The following is a 21,853-nucleotide window of genomic DNA, read 5'->3' as shown; positions in this document are numbered from 1 at the left end:
ATCGGTGTAGGAGCTGCCGAAGGCTGCGATGTTCTGATCTTCTAATTCTGCTTCGCGGCCTTGAGGCATTTGAGGTCGTTGAAGTCTTTGCGCACCCCTTCGATCTTCTTCAACAACCGCTGCCGCTGTTGCGGCGTGCTTTCGGCCATCAGATCCACTGCTAGCGAGCGTCCCTGCGCCTCAGTATCGGCAAAGGCCTTGCGGTAATCCGCTGTCCATAAGGTCTCGCGATTGACCAGAAGCGTCTCGATTCTCTGTGGGAATTCGGGACTTTTGCGTTGTGCGACTGCGGCACTGAACTGCTTCTGCCAATGGGCGCGATTGGCGATCCATTGCGTGTACTGATCGCCCAGCGCGGTCGACCACGCCATGACCCGCTGCTCCTGCGTGGCGCTCAGTGGCCCCAGCCAATCGTTCAGACGTTTAACCATTCGCGCGCCACGTTCGGCAATTTGCTGCTTAAGCGGTGGTTTCAGGTATTCCTGCTGACGCTTGCGCAAATCCTTGGCAAACGCGTCATTCATTTCCGCCACCTGTTTGTCGTCCAGACCTTGCAACAGCTCGACGGCGGACGGGGTGATTTCCCGCGCTGTTTCGGCGATGGCCTGCTTGGCCTCCACCGTGCGGGCCTGCAGCGCGGCATCGGTGACCTGATTGGTTTCGACCATTGTCTGCAGGCGATCAAGCCAGTCCAGGTAGCCCGGCAATTGCGTGGTGCAATGCCAGCTCAGGTGGTCCTTGAGGCGTTCGTTGAACCAGTCTTTCTGCTCGCCGTTCATGTCCAGGTAATCGCCGAGCGTCCATGGAATGATCACATCGAGATTGCGATAGGCCAGGCCGACGCGACTGCAGGCGCCGAGGGCGAGGGTGAAGATCAGTAGCGCGGCGATGTGTTTGAACCAGCGAGACATGGGCGAATCCTTGCGTGAGCCTGGCTTCGAGGGACTGATTCCTATGTGAACGCAGAATGAACCCGGCAGTTCAGCCGATCAATAGAACGCGCGTTCAGCCTTGAGGGTGACGAGGCCGTCGCACTGACTGTTGTGCCCGGAGTAGGCCGAGCAATCGCTGCCGCTGAGGCTGGAGTTGCTGTAGATCAGGTCGAGATCGACGCCCATGAATGGCCGGGACAATTTCACTGACCAATCGGTAAAGCTGCCGACATAACCACCGTCCACAGCTACCGGCGTGTTCAGTTGGTGGGTGGTGTATTTCATGCTGACGCCGATGCCGAACGGTTGATTGCCGCCAAGATCGGCAAACAAGGTGTTGTTCTGTTTATCCGGGTCGTTGCTGAAGGCCACGCCGAAGCGGCTGCCGAGCAAGGTCAAACCACCGAACAGCTCCTGGCTGTCGAGCGTTTCTACCTTGGGATAGCTGTAGTGGATCATCCCGACTTCGTAACCAAGGGTTTGATCGAAAGGCTGTTTAAAGCCGACGTAGGAGTCGATCTCGAGGTTCTTGCCCGGCGTGATGCCCATGCTCGGCGCGTACTGGCCAACGTAGAGGCCACTGTCGTGGCTCAGGTCGAGGCCGCCGTGGAAGGAACCGATTGCCGCGGGTTTGACCAGACCCTGGGCCATGCTGCGCGTGGGGGTGGTGCCAAGTTTGAGATCGAAGTCGCCCAGTTCACGCTGGAAAATCTGCGCGTGCGCGGTCGCACTGGCCAATAGGCCTACGAGTAATAAACAGGATGGTTTGCGCATGCGTCACTCCATGAACAGCGAGGGCAGGTCGGCGGGCCTGCTGAAACGCTTGATCTAGACGCGTGCAAGGATACCGGCGAATGCTCGGCGTTGAAGGCCGTTCGTCGATTTAAAAGGATTTTTGTTTAATGCGGAGGGTATGTTGCGCGGTGCCAGTCCAGACGCTTCGAAGCTCAAAGCGCCTCTGGACGGGTGTAAACCGGGTATTACTTCTTGCCCAGGCTGATCTGCTTGGACGGGCCGAATGTCTGGCCACTGACGCCTTTGGCAATTTGCTGAATCTCGCCGCCGGACTTGAGGAACGCTGCGATCTGATCGTTGATCGATTCGCTGGTTTCAACGGCTGGAGCTGGCTTTGCTTTGCTGGTGGATGCTTTTACACGCATGGCGGCCATTAACCTGTAGAAAAGTAACTCGGCCAGGCATCGTACAGGAATAACTTGACAATTGCTTGGTAAATATCCCCGGGAATAACCAACCTCATTGCTGCATTATTCTCGATTAAATGTTCGAAATATTCGGCTAACCTGCTGTTTTAAATAAGAACATTCAGGTGTTGCGGCATTCAGGTTTTCACCCGCGAGCGCTTGTGCCTGCCTGACGAGCGGCACTCAAGCACTGGCGCGAGCAAGGAAAATCAAGGCGTTGAGCGGGTTTCAACAGCGTGCGGATCTGCCGCCCGACGGGCACGCCAAAAACGGGTAGAATGCCGCCCACGCAATGAGGGTTTCGGAAAATGGCTTTAGTCGGGCGTTACAACAGTTTGCAAGTGGTGAAACACACTAACTTCGGTTTATATCTGGACGGCGGTGCTGACGGCGAGATTCTTTTGCCTAATCGTTATATTCCGAAAGATATTCCTACCGAAGATGAAGATTGGCTCAACGTATTTGTTTATCTGGACAGCGAAGACAAACTTCTCGCCACCACGGAAAAACCAAAAGTTCAGGTCGGCGAATTTGCCAGTCTGAAAGTCGTTGAAGTCAACAGCATCGGTGTGTTCCTCGACTGGGGGCTGCCGAAGGATCTGTTGCTGCCGTATTCCGAAGAAAAGCGCCAGATGACCGCCGGCGAATACTGCGTGGTGCATGTCTACCTCGATAAGCACACCCGCCGCATCACCGCGACCGCGCGTCTGGATCGCTACCTCGACAAGACCCCGGCCAACTACAGCCAGGGCCAGGAAGTTGATCTGCTGGTTGCCGAAGCCACCGACATGGGCTTCAAGGCGATCATCAACAACAAGCACTGGGGTTTGATTCACAAGAACGAAATCTTCAAGTTCATGCGCGCCGGCATGATCGAGAAGGGCTATATCAAGGAAATCCGTGCCGACGGCAAGATCGCTCTGAGCCTGCAACCGGTTGGCCAGGAAGCGGCCAGCAGCCTGAACTCGAAGATCCTCGCCAAGTTGCGCGACAACAGCGGCACATTGCCGGTCAGCGACAAGAGCGATCCGGCATTGATCAGCAGCCTGTTCGGCGTCAGCAAAGGCAACTTCAAGAAGGCCATCGGTGCGCTGTACAAGGAAGGCAAGATCGTCATTCATGCCGATCGCATTGAACTAACCTGAGCCTTGGGTGGCCCATGTTGCATGGGGCACACACGAGGTCGGGTCGATGAAAAAAGCGCTGATTGCCTACGTTGCCACGCTGGTGACGTTTCTGTTGCTCGACGGTATCTGGCTCGGCCTGTTGATGGCGCCGACCTATCGCGAACTGCTCGGTCCGCTGATGCTCGAAAAACCGCTGCTGGTTCCGGCAGCGGTTTTTTATTGCCTGTATGTTTTTGGTTGTGTGGTGTTTGTGGTGCTGCCGGCCGTGACGTGGCAATGGGCGGCGAAGCGGGGGGCGTTATTGGGGCTGGTGGCGTATGGCACTTACGACCTGACCAATTGGGCGACGTTGCGCGGGTGGTCGGTGCAGGTGTCATTGATGGATTGGGCGTGGGGGACGTTTGCCACGGCAGTGGCTTGTAGCGTTGGGTTTTTGTTGGCTAAACGACTGCATTCAGATCCATGAGCAGGGTTGATTGAACTGACGCCATCGCTGGCAAGCCAGGCTCCCACAGGGTTTTGTGTCGAACAGTGGAATAGCGGACAACCTGTCACTGTGGGAGCGGGCTTGCCAGCGAATGGCGGCGCAGCCGACAGCCATTCACCCCTGCCGCCACTGAAGAACTAAATGTCTTTTCCAGACGGCTTTTTCCCTCTGACTGATTGATAATCCCCGGCATTGTTTTTGACCATTGGATGGCCTGCCATGTTGTGTGTGTTCGAGGTGTTGCGGTGAGTGTCGAGCGGCGCAATGCCGACAGTTTTGCCCTGCAAGTGATGATCGGTCTGTGCCTGATCTGGGGTGTGCAGCAGGTGATGATCAAATGGGCGGCGCCCGACATCGCGCCAGTCATGCAAGCGGCCGCGCGCTCGGGGATCTCTGCGTTGCTGGTGGGATTGCTGATCTGCTGGAAGGGCGGCTGGGATCAGGTTGGCGTGACCTGGCGTGGCGGGCTGCTGGCCGGTGCGTTGTTCGGTCTGGAGTTCTTCTTCATCGCCGAAGGGTTGCAACTGACTACTGCCGCGCACATGTCGGTGTTCCTCTATACCGCGCCGATTTTTACCGCGCTGGGCGTGCATTTCCTGTTGGCCAGTGAGCGACTGCGACCGTTGCAATGGTTGGGGATTCTGCTCGCGTTTATCGGCATTGCGATTGCTTTCGCTGGCGGCGTGTCCTGGAATGACCTTGATCGGCGCATGCTCCTGGGCGATGCCTTTGGTGTCTTGGCCGGTGCCTGCTGGGGCGCAACCACGGTGGTGGTGCGCGCCTCGCGATTGTCGGAAGCGCCGGTGACGTTGACCCTGTTTTATCAGTTGATCGTCGGTTTCCTCGGCCTGCTGTTGATCGCGCTTTTCAGCGGCCAGATCACTCATGTCAGTCTCACCACTGTGGCCGTCGCCAGTGTGCTGTTTCAGGGGCTCGTTGTGTCGTTCTTCAGTTACCTGATCTGGTTCTGGTTGCTGCGCCGTTATCTGGCGGCGAACCTTGCGGTGTTCTCGTTCATGACGCCGCTGTTCGGCGTGACCTTTGGCGTGTTGCTGCTCGGCGAACAACTGAGCGTGAACTTCATCATCGGCGCGGTGCTGGTGTTGCTCGGTATCACCTTTGTCAGCGCCGAGCAGTGGTTGCGCCGGCGTTTGCGCAAAGCGCTCGGCCAACGTTAGTCGATTGCATCGCCAGGCCGCCGGCCAGCAGCAAACCGCTGCCGGCGATCACTAATGCGGGCTGCAAACCGCCGCTGAAATGGCTGCTCAACGCGGCCAGCAGCGGGCCGCTGAGCTGGCCGACCGCAAAGCAGGCAGTGAGCATCCCGGCGTTGCGCTGGGTGGCGTGCGGCGCCAGTTCCCGCGAGCGCTGCATGACCAGTTGCATGCAAGCCAGAAACGGCATGCCACACAGGATCACGCCCAGTGCCAGGCCAAGTCCGCTGCCCAGCAGACAGGCAAACACCCCGGCCGCTTGCAGCCACAGCGTCGCCATCAACCAGTGACGGGTCGTTGCGCGATCGTGACGCCGCAGGCTCACCAGCAACACGCCAATCGCAGCGCCAAGACCGAAGCAGGGCCAGAACAGATCCGCCTGCCATTGCCCGTGAAACTGCGCATTGGCCATTTGCGAGAGGAAGGTCGCCGGAATGATGTAGCCGACGCCGTACAGCGCATAGATCACCGCCAGCCGGCCAATGCCCCGATTCGACGGACTGACCGGCGCAGCAACCGCCGTTGTCGTTGCGACAGGCGTTGGCAGCAGACGCCAGACACACAACATCATCACCAACGCCGCTGCGGCATAAATCAGCCACAACGTTGCGGACGTCTGATTCAGCAGATGTGAGACCAGCGCCAACACCCCCGTCAGAAAAATCCCCAGACCTGGCCCGGCAAATACCAGAGCACCCAAACCTGGGCGACCCGCCGCCGCCGCCAAGGGTTGGCTTAAAGACGTGATCATCACCAGCACCCAGGCGCTCGCCACCCCGGTGCCGAAGCGCAACAGCAAGTGCGACCAGAAGCCATTGGCCCAGAACGACGCCAGGGTCAGCAGCACGCACAACCACAAGCCGCCGTGCAGCCGCCGTTGCACCTGCTGCGGGCGATGCGCAAACATCGCGTCCACCGCGCCGAGCAGATAACCGAGGTAATTGGCCGCGGCAATCAGACCAGCGGCCGTCAGGTCGATCTGCCCTTCGCTGAGCAGGTGTGGCATTTGCGGGGTGAGGGCGAAACGCCCGATGCCCATGGCCATCATCAGGGCCACGAAGCAGGCGGATAAGCGAATCAATGGCGACATGGTCGGGATTCCGTTGAAGGATCAATGACCGTCAGGCTAGGACTGATTGACTTTCTTTAAAATTGAATAATAGTGAGTAACTTGTTCTGTTCTGGAGAAAGGTTGTGGAGTTCAGCCAACTGCGGATCTTTCAGGCCGTGGCCGAAGAGGGGTCAATCACCCGCGCCGCCGAACGCCTGCACCGCGTGCCGTCGAATCTATCGACCCGGCTCAAGCAACTGGAGGAGCAGCTCGGTGTCGAGCTATTCGTCCGTGAGCGTCAGCGTTTGCAACTGTCGCCTGCAGGAAAAGTCCTGCTGGACTACACCGCCAAACTCTTTGCCCTGCGCGATCAGGCCAGCGCGGCGGTGATGGGTGGCAAGCCGGCCGGTGATTTTGCTCTGGGCACCATGTACAGCACGGCGGCGATTCATCTGCCGGCGTTGCTGGCGCGTTATCACAAGCAATATCCAGCGGTGAATCTGCAGGTGCAGTCGGCACCGAGTGGTGAGTTGTTGGAGGGGTTGCTGACCGGACGCCTGGATGCCGCGTTGGTCGATGGACCGCTGGAGTTGGCTGGCCTCGACGGTGTGCCGTTGTGCGAGGAACGACTGGTGTTGATCACCGAAATTGATCATCCGCCGGTGCGTGGCGCCCGAGATGTCGAAGGGCGGTCGGTGTTCACCTTTCGTCGCGGGTGTTCTTATCGCATGCGTCTGGAGGCGTGGTTTTCGCACTACCAGGCGACGATGGGCCGGGCGATGGAGATCGAGTCCTATCAGGGCATGCTCGCCTGTGTGATCGCCGGCAGTGGTGTGGCGCTGATGTCGGAGTCGATGCTGGCCAGTCTGCCGGGGCGCGAGAGCGTCGCCGCGCACCCGTTGGCCGAGCCATTCGTGGGTGCGACAACATGGCTCATGTGGCGCAAAGGCATGGTCGGCGCCAACCTCAATGCCTGGATCGAGGTGCAGCAGGCTGTCTATCCTGCGGCTCAGATCGAAACCCGCGAAACCGCCTGAACCAATGCCGGCGATTCCTGTTCAATTCAGTAACAGATCATTGCGGATTTGGCCGAGCATTGCGTAGGACTTCGGACTATTATCAGTGCGAAGCGGCCTCAGAATTCCGGCCGCTCAGCACCACCCTGAAGGGGGCATGACGATGAAAGAGAAAATTCAAAACTGGCTGCACGACTTGGGTGTTGCCCTCGGCTTGATCGAACCGCCTCTGCAACCTGTACCGATCCGCACTGATGACGAGCAGCGCCGCCGTCAACAACGGCGCCGGTAACGCCCCCGATCCGAGATCAAAGGATTCAAGGTCAAGAGATCGCAGCCTGCGGCAGCTCCTACATGGATTAATGCAGGAGCTGCCGCAGGCTGCGATCTTTTGCTTTTAATGACGGCCGATCTCCAGCAAAAACCGGCTCAAGTCATTCGCGGTCTTCGCGGTCTTGAGCATGCGGTCTTCCTCGGCGGTGAACGCCGTCAGTCCGAATTCATCTTCCAGATGAAAGATCAAATCTTCTATATCAGCTTTCTCCAGGCCCAATTGCACGAGGCTGGTGTTGTCGTTGAATTCATGGGTTTCCAGCAGACGCCGGATATATCGATGCACGGCGGCACGCACGGCTGCTCTTCTCATGGCAGATTTTCTGATTGTTGTTGTGCTTGAGTGAAGCAGGCCTCAGGCGTGGCCGCGTAACCACTCGTCAATCATCGAGCGCAAATGCTCCCCGGAAAAGCTGTCGAAGTGCCCGCCATGCACCGTGCGGATCGGCAACGCCCGCAAACGTCGCAGACTGGCGGCGTAATTCTCAAGATTGGAGTGGTAGGCGTCTTCGATCAGCGGCCCGTCGTAAATGATGTCGCCGCTGAACAGGGTTTGCGTCGCCGCCTCATACAGGCTGATGCCACCCGGCGAATGCCCCGGCGTGTGCAGCACTTGCAGTGTGCGATTGCCCAGATCGAGCACATCGCCGTCCTCGACAAACCCGGTGGCCGGCGCGGCTTTGACCCGGTATTCGGCGTAGCACAACGGGCAGTCCGGATGCGCTTCAAACATGTCGTCGCCGACGAAGGCGCGGCTCAAATCGTTTTCGCCATCCGGCGCCGCCAGAATGTCTGCCTCGGCGGGATGCACCAGTCGTTCGGCAAATTCATGGTGGCCGGCGATATGGTCGAAGTGGCAATGACTGGCCACTGCCACTAACGGGCGTTCAGTCAGCCACGGCAACTGCTCACGAAGGCTGACCAGCCCTGAACCGCTATCCAGCAACAAGTCTTTGTCACGGCCCTGAACGTGCCAGAGGTTGCATCGGTAAAACGGCCGAATATACGGCTCGTGAATCAGCCGAATGCCGTCACTCAGGTGTTGTACTTCGAACCATTTATCGCGAGAAACAATCTTCATCAGCACTTTCCTTCAGACGAAAAAAACGGGTGTGGCAACCGACGCCACACCCGTCGAAGAAAGCATCAAGTCGTTACATCAGAGCTTAGATCGCACTCGCCACGGTTGCCGGGCGAGGAGAGACCAGGCTCACCACCACAAAGCTCACCAGACCTACAGCCAGGCTGTAGTAGATCGGCGTGTTCGCATCCAGACCGTCCTTGAACATGAACAGCAGCGCGGTGGCAAAACCCAGGCCCATGCTGGTGATGGCGCCGGCGGTGGTCGCACGTTTCCAGAAAATCGCACCGATCAGCGGGACCAGCATGCCGCCCACCAACAGGTTGTACGCCAGCGTCAGGGCGCTGATCACGTCATTCACCACCAGCGCGATACCCAGCACGACCACACCGGTCAGCAGGGTGAACAGGCGGTTGATGCCCAGGCTCGACGGTTTACCGCCACGCAGTTTCGGCAGCAGGTCTTCCGTCAGCGTGGTGGCTGCGGCGAGCAGGCCGGCGCTGGCGGTGGACATCATTGCAGCGAGTGCCGCAGCGATCACCAAACCACGGATGCCGTCCGGCAGCGACAGTTTGACGATGGCGGCGAAAGCGTTGTTGACGTTGTCCAGATCCGGGATCAGCACGTGTGCAGCCATGCCGATCAGCGCGCAAGCCAGGCCGTAGAGGATGCAGTAGATACCCGCGATGCTGCCGGCGTATTGCGCGACTTTGGCGGTCTTGACGGTGAACACCCGTTGCCAGATGTCCTGACCGATCAGGATGCCGAAGAAGTAGATCATGAAGTAAGTGATGATCGTGTCCCAGCCGATGGTGGTGAAGCTGAAGGCAGTCGCCGGCAGTTTCAGCACCAGTTCGTCCCAACCGCCGACGCGGTACAGGCAGATCGGCAACAGGATGAACATCAGGCCCACGGTCTTGATGATGAACTGGACGATGTCGGTCAGGGTCAGCGACCACATGCCGCCGATCGCCGAGTAGATCACCACGACGCCACCACCGACGAGTACCGAAACCCAGAATGGCAGGTCAAACAGCACTTGCAGGACGGTGCCGATCGCCAGGATCGAGGTCACGCCGATCATCAGCGCGTAAGCCAGCATGATTGCCGCGCTCGCCGAGCGGGCCATCGGGTTGTAGCGTTTTTCCAGAACCTGGGTGACGGTGTAGATCTTCAGTTTCAGCAACGGTTTGGCGAGGAACAGGTTCAGCGCAACGATGCCGCAACCCAGTGCCGCGCACAGCCAGAAACCAGAAATGCCATGCACGTAACCCAGACGTACAGTGCCGACGGTGGACGCGCCACCGAGAACGGTCGCGGCCATGGTGCCCATGTACAGGCTCGGGCCGAGGTTACGACCGGCAACGAGAAAGTCCTCGTTGGTCTTGGCCTTGCGCATGCCGAAGTAGCCGAGCAAGAGCATGCCGGCAGCGTAGATGAGGACGACGAATAAATCCAAAGCCATGATGGCGTGTCTCCGATTGTCTTTTTTATGTTGAGGCCAAAATCATTTCCCTTGTAGGCCTTCGCCTGCTCGCGATAGCGGTCTGTCAGTCACATCTTTATTGGATGTGCTGAAGTCATCGCGAGCAGGCGAAGGCCTACAGGGATCTGCGTCAGGCGGCCTGACGCAGTTGAGGTTTTACTGCGGCTTCACGCCGGGCATCCTTCGGGCCGAACACTTCGCGCGGTTCCGGGAACAGGCTCAGCAGCGTCAGGTACACCACCGAGGCCAGGCCCAGGGTCACCGGCAAACTGATGTCGATGCCGCCGGCCATTTCACCCAGCGGGCCAACGAACTGCCCCGGCAAATTCACGAAGCACAGGCCAACCGCCGCGCTCGGGATCCATGCACCCAGACCGCGCCAGTTCCAACCGTGGCTGAACCAGTAGCGTCCGCCCTGTTCGCCGCGAGTGAACACTTGCAGGTCATCCGGGCAGTAGAAGCCGCGACGCACCAACAGGCCGATGATCATGATCACCATCCATGGCGTGGTGCAGGTGATGATCAGCACGGCGAAGGTCGACACGCTCTGCACCAGGTTCGCCGCAAAACGGCCGATGAAGATGAAGGCAATCGACAGCACGCCGATCAGCAGCGTCGCCTTAACCCGTGACAGCACCCGTGGGAACACGCTGGACATGTCCAGCCCGGTGCCATACAGCGAGGTGGTGCCGGTGGACATGCCGCCGATCACCGCAATCAGGCACACCGGCAGGAAGAACCAGCTCGGAGACACCGCCAGCAAACCGCCGACATAGTTGTTCGCCGCGATGTAGTCCGGCGCCTTGATCGCGACGATGGTCGCGGTAGTCAGGCCGAACAGGAACGGGATGAACGTGGCGATCTGCGACAGCACCACGGCCGCCATGATGCGTTGCTTGGAGGTTTCACGCGGGATGTAGCGCGACCAGTCGCCGAGAAACGCACCGAAGGAAATCGGGTTGCTCATCGCCACCAGCGCAGCACCGATGAACGCGGCCCAGAAGCCCGGCTGACCGAGGCTGACGGTGCCAGCGTAATGCGCGTCGAAAGGACCAGCGAAGGCGAAGATGCCCAGCAGGAATAGCAGGCTGGCGCTCCACACCGCGATCTTGTTCACCCACAGCAAAAAGCGGAAGCCGTAGATGCACACGGTCAGCACCAGAATCGCGAACAGACCGTAGGCCAGGCCCAGAGTCAGATCAGTTTCCGGCAAGCCGATCAGGCGTTTCGCACCACCGATCAGCGCATCGCCCGAACTCCACACCGAGAGCGAGAAAAACGCGATAGCGGTCAACAGCGACAGGAACGAACCGACGATCCGCCCGTGCACGCCGAAGTGTGCGCCGGACGACACGGCATTGTTGGTGCCGTTGAGCGGGCCGAACAGGCCCATCGGTGCGAGGATCAGTGAGCCGAGCAGCACGCCCAGCACAATCGCCCAGACGCCGGCCTGAAAAGACAGACCGAACAGCACCGGGAAACTGCCGAGCACGGCGGTGGCAAAGGTATTCGAACCACCGAAGATCATCCGGAACAAGTCCGTCGGACCTGCGCTGCGTTCGTGGTCCGGGATCTGTTCGACCCCGTGGGTTTCAATCTGCGTAAGGCTTTGGTCGTTGTTGTTGTTATTCATGATCTGCTCCGATCATAAAGGCGCGCTCATCGTGCGTGAGCGTCACCTGTCTTGGCTAAGGGGATGGCAGCCCTTCCGGCATTGCGGACAAATGTTCGTGGCAGGCCAGCCAATGGCCTTGTTGTTCTAGGCTCGACGCGTGTTTCTTGAACACAATCGTCTCGCGCTCCTGGCTGAAGTGTTGCTCCCCTTGCATGCGCAGCTCGGTGGCCACGTCATGGATGAAAATCGCCACGTCACCCTGCAGGCTGACGAAGGCGTTGCTCGACGTGCACGCAAGCACCTCGAAGCCATCCTCGGCGCGCCAACTGTCCCACAAGGCCTGATAGGCATCGCGCGACAGCAGCGGCTGTTCGAGGGTGTAGAAGACGAAACTCGCATCGGCGCTGAACGCGCCGAAGTAAGCTTCGCGATCGTTGCGGGCGAAGGCGGCCACCAGCTCGGCGGCCGCTCGCAAAACCTGATCACGTTCGTTCATGACCCGACCCTCAGCGATGGACCACGCCAGGCAGTACGCAGAGCATTTCGTACAGCAGGTTGGCGGCCAGCAGCGAGGTGTTGCCGGTGGTGTCATAAGCGGGCGAGACTTCTACCAGATCGCAACCGATCAGGTCGAGGCCTTGGCAGCCACGGACGATTTCAATCGCCTGAATGGTCGTCAGACCACCGATTTCCGGGGTGCCGGTGCCAGGCGCCCAGGCCGGGTCGATGCCGTCGATGTCGAAGCTCAGATACACCGGACCACCGCCGACTTTCTCGCGTACTTCAGCCATCAGCGGCGCCAGCGACTTGTGCCAGCACTCTTCGGCTTGAACTACGCGGAAGCCCTGATCGCGGCTCCAGTTGAAGTCGTCAGCGGTGTAACCCTGCGCGCGCAGACCAATTTGCACCACGCGGTCGCAATCCAGCAGACCTTCTTCGACGGCGCGACGGAAGGTCGTGCCGTGAGCAATCTTCTCGCCAAACATGTGATCGTTGACGTCAGCGTGGGCATCGATGTGCACCAGACCGACCTTGCCGTGCTTTTTATGAATCGCGCGCAGGATCGGCAGGGTGATGGTGTGGTCGCCACCCAGGGTCATCGGGATCACGTTGTGCTCGAGGATGTTGTCGTAGGCTTCTTCGATGATGCGCACGGCGTCGAGCAGATTGAAGGTGTTGATTGCCACGTCACCGATGTCGGCGACCGACAGCGAGTCGAATGGCGCCGCGCCGGTGGCCATGTTGTACGGGCGGATCATCACCGATTCGGTGCGGATGTCGCGAGGCCCGAAGCGGGTGCCGGGGCGCAGCGAAGTACCGATGTCCAGGGGCACGCCAACAAAGGCAGCGTCCAGGCCGGCAGCGGTCGGTACATGGGGGAGTCGGAGCATGGTGGCGATGCCGCCGAAGCGCGGCATTTCGTTGCCGCCCAGTGGTTGGTGAAGAATCTTGTCCACGGGTAGGGCCTCATCGTCTTTGTTTTATTTATGTCGGCGCGCCGTAGAGCAGGGGGCGGACGCCGCTGTGGGGCCGATGATGCGAAATGTAGTGCGGCGGAAGAATCGCTACGGGCAAAAACTTAGTTCAGATTTTTCTAAACTAATGGCGAGGCTGGGATTAGACTTTGCGATCTTGAGATTCTTGCCTGGCTGAACATCGCGGCCCCCTCACCCCAGCCCTCTCCCGGAGGGAGAGGGGGCCGACCGAGTTGTCAGCGGAATCTGCAGCGACCTGAAAAAACGAGTCGAACTCAGGATTTGAAAGCCATGGAGATCAGCTCCCTCTCCCTCGGGGAGAGGGCTGGGGTGAGGGGCTTTTCCCACAGACACACAGTTGCAAAGCCCGGAGTAGACATGGCCAACGCTTTACCCGACCTGAAACTATTGCGCATCTTCGTCAGCGTCGTCCGTCATCAGGGTTTTGCCAACGCGCAACAGGAACTCAACCTGTCGACCTCGGCCATCAGCACCTACATGAGCCAGCTCGAAGCCGCGCTCGGCCTGGTGCTGTGTCATCGCGGGCGCGGCGGGTTCAGCCTGACCAGCAAAGGTGAGCTGTTCCATCAGGAAACCTTACGCCTGCTCGCCGAACTCGAAGGTTTCGAGCAATACGCCGCCGCGCTCAAGGGCGAACTGCGCGGCACGCTCAACCTCGGTGTGATCGACTCCACCGTCAGCGACAAGGCCTTGCCGTTCGCCGAAGCCATCGGCGCCTACAGCCAGGAACACCCGGCGGTGCATTTGCACCTGTCGGTGATGAGCCCCTACGAGTTGCAACTCGGCGTGCAGGACAACCGTCTCGATCTGGCCATCGGTGCGTTTTCCACACGCATGAGCGGTCTGATCTACATGCCGCTGTACCGCGAACAACATTGGTTGTATTGCAGTAGCCGGCATCCGTTGTTCAACGAGCGGCGGATTCCCGAGCAAGTCATCACCCAGCAGCGCATGGTAGGGCGTGGGTACTGGAGTCAGGCCGAATTGGCCCGCCACGGCTTCAAACACAGCGCCGCCACCGTGGAAAGTATGGAAGCGCAACTGATTCTGGTGCTGTCCGGCGCCTACATCGGTTACTTGCCAGAACACTACGCTCAGGCGTGGGCCGACAAGGGCGATTTGCGCGTGCTGCTACCGGCGACGTTTGGTTATCAGGCACCGTTTTCGATGATCATGCGCCGCGGCCGTAGCCGCGAACCGCTGATCCAGACCTTCCGTGATTTGCTCAAAGCACAGCTCAATCAGGCTTAAGACCGATGTCCAGAATTCAATGCCCGCGCTGCCTGCGCCCACAAACCCATTGCCTGTGCCCGTTGATCCCGAGCCTCGACAGCCGCACGCGGGTGTTGCTGTTGCAGCATCCAAGTGAAGTTAATCATGCGTTGAATACCGCGCGGTTGGCGGCACTCGGGTTGAGCAATGCCGAGATGATTGTTGGCGAAGTGTTCGAGGATTTGCCGGCGCTGCTGAACCGTCCGGGCTATCGGGCGCGGTTGTTGTTTCCCGCTGATGATGCGCAGCCGATGCAGGCTTACGGCGAGTCCGATGAACCCCTGTTGCTGGTCGTTCCGGATGGCACCTGGCGCAAGGCGCGCAAGATGCTGCACCTCAATCCGCTGCTGGCAGCGTTGCCACGGGTGACGCTGGCCGAGGGTGGCGTGTCGCGCTATCGCTTGCGCAAGGCACCGGGGCCGGGGGCGTTGTCGACCATTGAGGCGATTGTGCAGGCGTTGCAGACGCTGGAAGCACCGACGTCATTCGAGCCGTTGCTCAAGCCGTTCGAGGCCTTGATCGAAGGGCAGATTGCGGCGATGGGGGAGGAGACTTTCCAGCGTAATCATGCTGAAAAATAGTCGGTATTCTTGCTGGCCTCATCGCTGGCAAGCCAGCTCCCACAGGTTCTGAGGTGTTCACAGGTTTTGTGGCCGACACGGACACTGTGGGAGCTGGCTTGCCAGCGATGGGGCCAGTCAATTCACCACAAAATCCGGATATCTCTAGCGTTCGCGCATCGCCTCGGTCCGCGCTTTCAGCACCGGTTTCAACAGGTAATCGAGGACGCTTTTCTCCCCGGTAATAATGTCCACCGTTGCCACCATCCCCGGAATGATCAGCAGCGGTTTCACATCCCCGCCCAAATGGTTTTTATCGGTGCGCACCTGAATCAGATAGAAGCTGTTGCCCTTGTCATCGGTGATCGTGTCAGCACCGATCAGCTCAAGCTTGGCGCTCAGCCCGCCGTAAATCGTGTAGTCGTAAGCGCTGAACTTGACCATGGCTTTCTGGCCCGGATGCAGGAACGCGACATCCTGCGGACGCACCTTGGCTTCGATCAGCAGGTTGTCTTCCAGCGGTACGATTTCGACCATGTCACTGCCCGGCTGGACCACGCCGCCGATGGTGTTGACCTTCATTTGCTTGATCACACCGCGCACCGGTGAAGTGACCGTGGTGCGGGTCACACGGTCATCGATGGCGATGCTGGTGGCGGTGATTTTCGACAGGTCGGTGCGTTTCTCATTCAGCTCTTTCGCCGCCTCGGAACGGAAGGTCTGTTCCGACTCGTCGATCTTGCTGCGGATCTCGGCAATCGCCGATTCGGCGCGGGGAATCGCCAGGGTCGTGGCGTTCAACGAGCCTCGGATTTCTACCGCGCTGCGCTTGAGCCGGAGAATTTCCACCGGTGACACCGCGCCGGTTTTTACCAGCGGTTCGGACATGTTCATCTCTTGTTGCAGCAACGCCAGGCTGGAACTGAACTGGCCCTGCTTGGAGCGAAACTCCGCCAGCTCTTGAGTCTTCTGTCGCAGTTGCTCGCTCAGCGTACGCTGCTCGCTGGCCAACCGACGCTGGCGCTGTTCGTACAGCGAACGTTCGTCTTCGGCGACTTGCGGCGCCTTGGCAATCACTTCATCAGAGAGCTTGAACGGCCGACCTTCGGCCTCTGCCGACAGCCGCTCGACCTGCGCCGTCAGCGCATAACGATCAGCCTCGCTCTCACCCTTGTTCGAGCGAAAGCGTGTGTCATCCAGGCGCAGCAAGGTATCGCCCTTGTTCACCATTTGCCCTTCGCGCACAAAGATCTCGGTGACGATCCCGCCTTCAAGGTTCTGGATCACCTGAACCTTGCTCGACGGAATCGCCTTGCCTTCACCCATGGTCACTTCTTCGAGCACGGCGAATTTGGCCCAGACCACCGCGCTGATCAGCAACGCTGCGGCCAGCCACACGGTGATCCGCGACCAGCGCGGCGAATCCTGCAAGGACGCGCCGGCGGTTTCCGGCATGAATTCGGCTTCGGCGCTTTTGCCGAAACTGTCGAAGTAGCCGCGATCTTTGCTATCGGAGGAAGCAGACATGGGGCAACTCCTAGACCGCCGCCGAGCCGACACGGCCCTTGCGCAGTGCATCGATGACCGCTTCTTTCGGGCCGTCAGCGACGACCCGGCCGTTGTCCAGCACCAGCAAGCGGTCCACCAGGCTCAGCATCGAGGTGCGGTGGGTGACCAGCAGCAGCGTCTTGCCTTGCACCCAGCCGTGCAGCTTCTGCCGCAGCAAGTCTTCACTGCTGTTGTCCATGGCACTGGTCGGTTCGTCGAGCAGCATGATCGGCGGATCAAGCAACAAGGATCGCGCGAGCAACACCGCCTGACGCTGGCCGCCGGAGAGCAATTGCCCGCGTTCGCCTACCGGCCGGTCGAAACCTTGCGGATGCTGACGAGCGAGTTCGGTAACGCCGGTCAGTTCGGCGACTTCGAGCATCCGCGAATCGCTGATGTAGCGTGCGCCGAGCGTGAGGTTGTCACGCAGACTGCCGGCCAGCAGCGGCAGGTCGTGGGCGACGTAACCGATCTGCTGGCGCAGGTCAGCGACATCGAGTTGGCGCAGGTCGAGGCCGTCGAGCAGGAGCTGACCTTCCTCAGGTTCGTAAAAGCCCATGAGCAATCGCGCCAGGGTGCTTTTGCCCGAACCGCTGCGGCCGATGATGCCGACCCGCTCGCCGGCTTTCAGGCTGAAGCTGACATTGCTCAGCGCCGGCGCGTTCTGGCCGTTGTAGTGAAAGGTCACGCCGCTGACGTCCAGCGCGCCTTGCAGTTGCGTGCGTTCCAGCGGCCGCTGTTTGCCGTCGCGTTCCTGCGGCAGGGCCATCAATGCGTCGGTGCTTTTCATGGTCAGTTGCGCTTGCTGATAACGGGTGATCAGCCCGGCAATCTGCCCCAGCGGCGCGAGCACGCGGCTGCCGAGCATGTAACTGGCGACCAGCGCACCGACGCTGAGATTACCGGCGATGATGCTGTAGACCCCGGCGACAATGGTCGCCATCCCCGAAAACTGTTGAATGAACAGTGTGCCGTTGGTGGCCAGCGCCGACAGATTGCGCGCGTGGCTGTCGAGGCGGGTGAGGGCGCCGTGGGTGCTTTCCCATTTGTGCTGGCGCTCGCTTTCGGCGCTGCAGGCTTTGAGGGTCTCCAGGCCACCGAGGGTTTCGATCAGCACCGCTTGGCGTTCAGCGCCGAGGCTCAGGCTCTTCTGCACGGTGTCACGCAGACGTACCTGAATGATCATCGCGAAGACGATGGTGATCGGAAACGCCAGCAGCGGAATTACCACCAGCCAGCCGCCGAGCAGACCGATCACCACCAGCATCAGCACCACGAACGGCAGGTCGATCAGGCTGGTCAGGGTCACCGCCGTGAGGAATTCACGCAGGCCCTGGAAGTCATGAATGCTCTGGGCAAAACCGCCGATGGTTGCCGGCCGCGCTTTCATCGACATGCCGGTAATGCGCTCGAATAAAGTCGCGGAAAGGATCACATCGGTTTTCTTGCCGGCAGTGTCGAGCAGGTGCGCACGCACCACCCGCAACACCAGTTCGAAACCGGTGCCGATCAGCAGTCCGATCGACAGCACCCATAAGGTCGACGTGGCCTGATTGGGCACCACGCGGTCGTAGGTCTGCATGACGAACAGCGGCACCATCAGGCCTAACAGGTTGATCAGGAAACTGGCGAGGATCGCATCGCTGTAGAGCCATTTCGACAGCTTCAAGGTGTCGCGAAACCACGCATGTACCCGTGGCACCAGCGGCGAGCGCAGGTCTTCGAGTTCGTGGCGCGGACGGGCGAACAAGGCTTGGCCGCTGTAGTGCTCGGCGAGTTCTTCACGGTTGATCCATTGTTCGCCGCCATCGGCTTCGCTGGGCAGAATCAGCGCTTTGCCGTCGTCGCCGAAACGCCGCAGAACAGCGGTGCGGCCGTCGTTGAGCAGCAGCAGAATCGGTAGATTGAGCGGCGAGATGTCTTTCAGATCACGCCGCAGAATCCGCGCCTGCAACCCGGCCCGGGCGGCGGCGCGGGGCAGCAGATCGAGGCTCAGGCGTTGTTTGTTGAGGGGCAGCCCGGCACTCAGGCTGGCCCGGCTGACCGTCGCGCCATGCAGTTTGCAGAGGATCAACAGACCGTCGAGTAACGGATCATCGAAGCTCAGCCGCGGATCGACCCCGGAATGGCCGGGTTCCATGCTGGTCATATTGATCGCCTCTGTTGAACGGACTCAGGTTGATCGTTCCCACGCTCTACGGTCGATGCGTGATCGTTCCCACGCTCTGCGTGGGAATGCAGCCCGTGACGCTCCGCGTCACTGGACGCAGAGCGTCCCTAGAGGCATTCCCACGCAGAGCGTGGGAACGATCAGGTCAGGGCAAAGTCAGCTCCTGCACCGTTTATTTCAGCTCGGGCAGGCGCGCTTCGTTTTTCACTTCGGTCGCGGCGATCGCATCGGCCGGCAGCACCACCCGTTGCTTGCTCAGCAACTGGCCCATGTTCGCCAGCACGCGATACATCGAATATTCCTCGGTGTAGCGGATTTCGGTGTAACGACGGTTGGCGTTGTAGAGCTCGTTTTCACTGTCGAGCAGGTCGAGCAGGGTGCGTTGGCCGAGGCCGAACTGATCCTGATAGGCGGCGCGCACACGCTTGGTGGTTTCGGCGTATTCGCGGGCGGTCGGGGTCTGTTTCTTTGCGTTTTCCATGGCGTTCCACGCCAGGCGGATGTTCTCGTTCAGCTGGCGCAGGGCGTTGTTGCGGATGTCCATGGCCTGATTGATCTGGTGCGCATCGGAGGCCAGGCGCGCCTTGTCGCTGCCACCACGGAACAGGTTGTAGTTCATCACCACACCCACACGCCATTCGTTGTCGTGGCCTTCGTCGCCCTGCACGTTGTTGTTCGCGCCGACGGCGGCTTCGGCATCGAAGCGCGGGTAGAAGGGTGATTTGGCGACTTCATACTGGCTCTCGGCCGACTGCACGTCAGCCTGGGCGGATTTCAGATACGGGTTGTTGTCGACCATGCTCTGCTGGGCTTCACGCAATTCGGTCGGCAGTTCGCCACGGGTCGAGGCCGGCGTTTCCAGCTCATCGGGCATGCGCCCGACCACGCTGTAGAAATTGGCTTCGGCGTCAGACAGATCGACCTCGGCGGTATCGAGGTTGTTTTGTGCCAGCGCCTTACGCGCGACCGATTGATCCGAGTCGGCGGTGCTGCCGACGCCACGCTCGGTGCGCAGGCCGATCTGATCGTTGACCCGCAAGTGCGCTTGCAAGTTGTTGCGGGCCAGGGTCACCAGTTCGCGGCGCTTGAGCACTTCGAGGTAAACCTCGATGGTGCGCAGGGCCAGATCCTGAGCGGTGCCTTGCGCGTAGTAAGCGCGCGAATTGGACACGCCTTTGGTGCGCTCGACCTCGTTGGCAGTGTTGAATCCGTCGAACAGCATTTGCCGCAGGCGCAGCTCGGACTGGGTGTAATTGAGGATTTCGGTGTGGTGATTACCGAAGGCCCGGGTGTTGGTGTTGTCGCTGTAGCCACGGCCATACGCAGCGTTCAAATCGACGGACGGATAGAAGCCGCCCTTGGCCACTTTGACCTGTTCATCAGCCGACAGGCGGGCGTCCACTCGCGAGGCCAGTTCCGGGTGAGTGGCGATGGTGCTTTGAATCGCCTCGGTGAGGTTCATGGCCTGGGCTTGTGAAGTGCAAGCCATGGCCAGCAAAACCGCGCTGCAGAGGGGGGTTAGAACGCGCATGGGTGCATCTCCCTGAGTCCTGATGGTGTGTTACTGTCGCCAAATATTTGACGATATTTTTAGGTGTAGGCGTTTCACTCTTGTAACAACAGAGCTAAGAACATCCTGAAGCGTAGCTAAGAAAAAATTTTCATAAGGCTTATGCCGAAAAAAACTTATGCGCTTCGTAAAAACCAGCACATTGTTCAGCATGAAAGCCTTTGTTTTATGCGCTTTAGGGAGTGCAAAAAGGCTTGAGGAAAGTTCCATTCACTTTGCGACATACGGCGAAGTACTGCTGAAGGGGAGGGACGCGTAACCGCTGATGAGCGACAGATTTTTGTCACTCGAGTGATTCACCAGCGTTACGTAGCGTTAGCGGGCGTAGTGCTTTGATCAGGATGCGGAAGTGCTTGATAGCACTGATGTTTCCAGAAGAAGCCACCTGCGAAACGAACTGTTGAAGGTGCGAGCGTCACCTGCAACAACCCGATTGAGCCATGGGCTGCTTCGCTTACCAGTGCCGACGGTGGTCGGCAGCGGAGGATTTCACATGGCAACGCTCATCGGCACAGTCACTAAAGTCATCGGCCAGGTTTTCGCCCAGTCAGCCGACGGTACTAAACGCGCACTGGTTGAAGGGGATCGCCTGTTTGCCGGCGATCAACTGATCACCGGCGCAGAAGGCGCCGTCGCCGTTCATCTGCAAAACGGCCAGGAACTGACTCTCGGACGCGGCAGCAGCATGACCATGACCGGTGAACTGCTGGCGGGTCAGGCGGCGCATGTCAATGCCGCGGAGGCCGTGACCCCGAGCGACGCGCAACTGACCGACGTCGAGCAGATCCAGAAAGCCATCGCCGCCGGTGATGACCCGACTAAAAGCGCCGAAGCCACCGCCGCCGGTCCGAATGCACCGGGTGGTACACCGGGTGAACTGGGCGGTGGTCACAGTTTTGTCTTGCTGACGGAAGTTGGCGGTCGGGTCGACCCGATCATCGGTTTCCCGACTGCCGGGTTTGGCGGTATTCCTGAATTCCCCGAAGAACGCCATAACGCGGTCATCGACAACGGTGACGACACCCCGCCAGTCGTGGTGCCGCCACCGGTCAACAATCCTGTAACCCTCACTGGCCTGAACGTGGCGGGCGGCGAACTCAGTCTCAATGAAGCCAATCTGCCTGCCGGCTCGGCGGCCAACCCTGGCGCACTCACGCAAAGCGGCAGCTTTACCGTGTCGGCGCCGGACGGTCTGACCAGCCTGAGCATTGGTGGCATCAACGTTATCGTTGGCGGTGTGGCGATCGGCTTTCCGCAATCGATCACCTCGCAACTGGGCAACACCCTGACCATCACCGGGTACAACCCGGCGACTGGCGTTGTCAGCTACAGCTACACCCTCAACGGCAACGAAAACCACGCGGCCGGCGACGGCGCGAACAATCTCAGCGAACAGTTCACAGTGATTGCCGGCGACAGCAATGGTGATACCGCGACCGGCACGCTCGACGTCAACATTACCGACGACGTGCCGAAAGCGTTCGATGACAGCAGTGGCACGGCGTCAGAGACTCAGCTGACCCTGACCGGCAACGTTCTGACCAACGATGTGCAAGGCGCCGACCGCGTTCCCACCGGACCGGTCACCCCGGGCACGTTCACCGGCACTTACGGCACGTTGGTGCTCAATGCCAACGGCACTTACACCTATACGCTGAACACCAGCGATGCCGACTTCAAAAACCTGCACGGC

Annotated in this window: 21 protein-coding genes; 8 read left to right on the top strand and 13 right to left on the bottom strand. The window is 59.8% G+C overall.

The genetic code is table 11. The annotated features are described in order from the left end of the window. Positions 1–41: 41 nt before the first annotated feature. From ACM6IN_RS02410 to ACM6IN_RS02400, 3 genes are all read right to left on the bottom strand, one after another. A complete protein-coding gene (locus tag ACM6IN_RS02410; protein WP_007914478.1) occupies positions 42–911 on the bottom strand; it encodes a DUF6279 family lipoprotein in 870 nt (289 codons plus the stop codon). A gap of 78 nt (positions 912–989) precedes the next feature. Then, complete coding sequence (locus ACM6IN_RS02405) at positions 990–1,706, bottom strand: TorF family putative porin (RefSeq protein ID WP_007914480.1); 717 nt, start codon at positions 1,704–1,706, stop codon at positions 990–992. 206 nt (positions 1,707–1,912) lie between these two features. Then, complete coding sequence (locus ACM6IN_RS02400) at positions 1,913–2,101, bottom strand: hypothetical protein (protein ID WP_016985943.1); 189 nt, start codon at positions 2,099–2,101, stop codon at positions 1,913–1,915. Positions 2,102–2,442: 341 nt separating this feature from the next. Between ACM6IN_RS02400 and ACM6IN_RS02395 the strand changes: the two genes are divergently transcribed. From ACM6IN_RS02395 to ACM6IN_RS02385, 3 genes are all read left to right on the top strand, one after another. Next, on the top strand, positions 2,443–3,279 hold the full coding sequence (locus ACM6IN_RS02395) for a S1 RNA-binding domain-containing protein (RefSeq protein WP_007914483.1): 837 nt from the start codon (positions 2,443–2,445) through the stop codon (positions 3,277–3,279). A 46-nt stretch (positions 3,280–3,325) separates the two neighbouring features. Continuing rightward, positions 3,326–3,727, top strand: a complete 402-nt coding sequence (locus tag ACM6IN_RS02390; protein ID WP_007914485.1) for a DUF2177 family protein — start codon at positions 3,326–3,328, stop codon at positions 3,725–3,727. A 266-nt stretch (positions 3,728–3,993) separates the two neighbouring features. After that, positions 3,994–4,926, top strand: a complete 933-nt coding sequence (locus ACM6IN_RS02385) for a DMT family transporter (protein WP_095113742.1) — start codon at positions 3,994–3,996, stop codon at positions 4,924–4,926. Here the strand turns inward: ACM6IN_RS02385 and ACM6IN_RS02380 are convergent. After that, on the bottom strand, positions 4,871–6,052 hold the full coding sequence (locus ACM6IN_RS02380) for an MFS transporter (protein ID WP_414915339.1): 1,182 nt from the start codon (positions 6,050–6,052) through the stop codon (positions 4,871–4,873). The genes ACM6IN_RS02385 and ACM6IN_RS02380 overlap by 56 nt on opposite strands. Positions 6,053–6,156: 104 nt before the next feature. Between ACM6IN_RS02380 and ptrR the strand changes: the two genes are divergently transcribed. Continuing rightward, positions 6,157–7,050: a putrescine utilization regulator PtrR gene (gene ptrR / locus ACM6IN_RS02375; RefSeq protein WP_007914490.1), complete on the top strand. Its 894-nt coding sequence runs from the start codon at positions 6,157–6,159 to the stop codon at positions 7,048–7,050. A gap of 142 nt (positions 7,051–7,192) precedes the next feature. Beyond that, positions 7,193–7,321 (top strand): PA1414 family protein, encoded by a 129-nt coding sequence (locus tag ACM6IN_RS02370; protein ID WP_007914492.1) that lies wholly within the window; start codon positions 7,193–7,195, stop codon positions 7,319–7,321. A 105-nt stretch (positions 7,322–7,426) separates the two neighbouring features. Here the strand turns inward: ACM6IN_RS02370 and ACM6IN_RS02365 are convergent, their stop codons facing one another. The 6 genes from ACM6IN_RS02365 to speB all read right to left on the bottom strand — a co-directional run bounded on the left by ACM6IN_RS02365 (position 7,427) and on the right by speB (position 13,001). Next, positions 7,427–7,675 carry a phosphopantetheine-containing protein gene (locus ACM6IN_RS02365; protein WP_095113740.1) on the bottom strand — a complete coding sequence of 83 codons (249 nt, stop codon included), beginning with the start codon at positions 7,673–7,675 and terminating at the stop codon, positions 7,427–7,429. A 42-nt stretch (positions 7,676–7,717) separates the two neighbouring features. Continuing rightward, positions 7,718–8,443 carry an MBL fold metallo-hydrolase gene (locus ACM6IN_RS02360; protein ID WP_123376291.1) on the bottom strand — a complete coding sequence of 242 codons (726 nt, stop codon included), beginning with the start codon at positions 8,441–8,443 and terminating at the stop codon, positions 7,718–7,720. A gap of 85 nt (positions 8,444–8,528) precedes the next feature. Further along, positions 8,529–9,908: a sodium:solute symporter gene (locus ACM6IN_RS02355; RefSeq protein WP_414915338.1), complete on the bottom strand. Its 1,380-nt coding sequence runs from the start codon at positions 9,906–9,908 to the stop codon at positions 8,529–8,531. Positions 9,909–10,059: 151 nt separating this feature from the next. Next, entirely contained in the window at positions 10,060–11,562 is a 1,503-nt protein-coding gene (locus tag ACM6IN_RS02350; RefSeq protein ID WP_123376290.1) for a purine-cytosine permease family protein, read from the bottom strand. A 55-nt stretch (positions 11,563–11,617) separates the two neighbouring features. After that, positions 11,618–12,040 (bottom strand): YybH family protein, encoded by a 423-nt coding sequence (locus tag ACM6IN_RS02345; RefSeq protein WP_123376289.1) that lies wholly within the window; start codon positions 12,038–12,040, stop codon positions 11,618–11,620. Between the two features lie 10 nt (positions 12,041–12,050). After that, a complete protein-coding gene (speB, locus tag ACM6IN_RS02340) occupies positions 12,051–13,001 on the bottom strand; it encodes an agmatinase (protein ID WP_003222717.1) in 951 nt (316 codons plus the stop codon). A 396-nt stretch (positions 13,002–13,397) separates the two neighbouring features. Between speB and ACM6IN_RS02335 the strand changes: the two genes are divergently transcribed. Next, a complete protein-coding gene (locus ACM6IN_RS02335; protein WP_007914510.1) occupies positions 13,398–14,291 on the top strand; it encodes a LysR family transcriptional regulator in 894 nt (297 codons plus the stop codon). Positions 14,292–14,296: 5 nt separating this feature from the next. Continuing rightward, positions 14,297–14,893: a tRNA-uridine aminocarboxypropyltransferase gene (locus tag ACM6IN_RS02330; protein ID WP_007914512.1), complete on the top strand. Its 597-nt coding sequence runs from the start codon at positions 14,297–14,299 to the stop codon at positions 14,891–14,893. A 144-nt stretch (positions 14,894–15,037) separates the two neighbouring features. Here the strand turns inward: ACM6IN_RS02330 and ACM6IN_RS02325 are convergent, their stop codons facing one another. From ACM6IN_RS02325 to ACM6IN_RS02315, 3 genes are all read right to left on the bottom strand, one after another. Next, the gene (locus ACM6IN_RS02325) at positions 15,038–16,399 is read right to left on the bottom strand and encodes an HlyD family type I secretion periplasmic adaptor subunit (protein ID WP_007914514.1); all 1,362 of its coding nucleotides are present in this window, start codon (positions 16,397–16,399) and stop codon (positions 15,038–15,040) included. Between the two features lie 10 nt (positions 16,400–16,409). Then, entirely contained in the window at positions 16,410–18,569 is a 2,160-nt protein-coding gene (locus ACM6IN_RS02320; RefSeq protein ID WP_007914521.1) for a type I secretion system permease/ATPase, read from the bottom strand. A 193-nt stretch (positions 18,570–18,762) separates the two neighbouring features. Continuing rightward, entirely contained in the window at positions 18,763–20,121 is a 1,359-nt protein-coding gene (locus tag ACM6IN_RS02315) for a TolC family outer membrane protein (protein ID WP_095049304.1), read from the bottom strand. A 532-nt stretch (positions 20,122–20,653) separates the two neighbouring features. Between ACM6IN_RS02315 and ACM6IN_RS02310 the strand changes: the two genes are divergently transcribed. Beyond that, positions 20,654–21,853 (top strand): retention module-containing protein (locus ACM6IN_RS02310; RefSeq protein ID WP_414915337.1); only part of this gene is annotated, 1,200 nt, incomplete at its 3' end.

Source organism: Pseudomonas sp. IT-P395 (assembly GCF_949767675.1).
Taxonomy (GTDB): Bacteria; Pseudomonadota; Gammaproteobacteria; order Pseudomonadales; family Pseudomonadaceae; genus Aquipseudomonas.
This window is presented reverse-complemented; position numbering and strand designations above follow the sequence as displayed.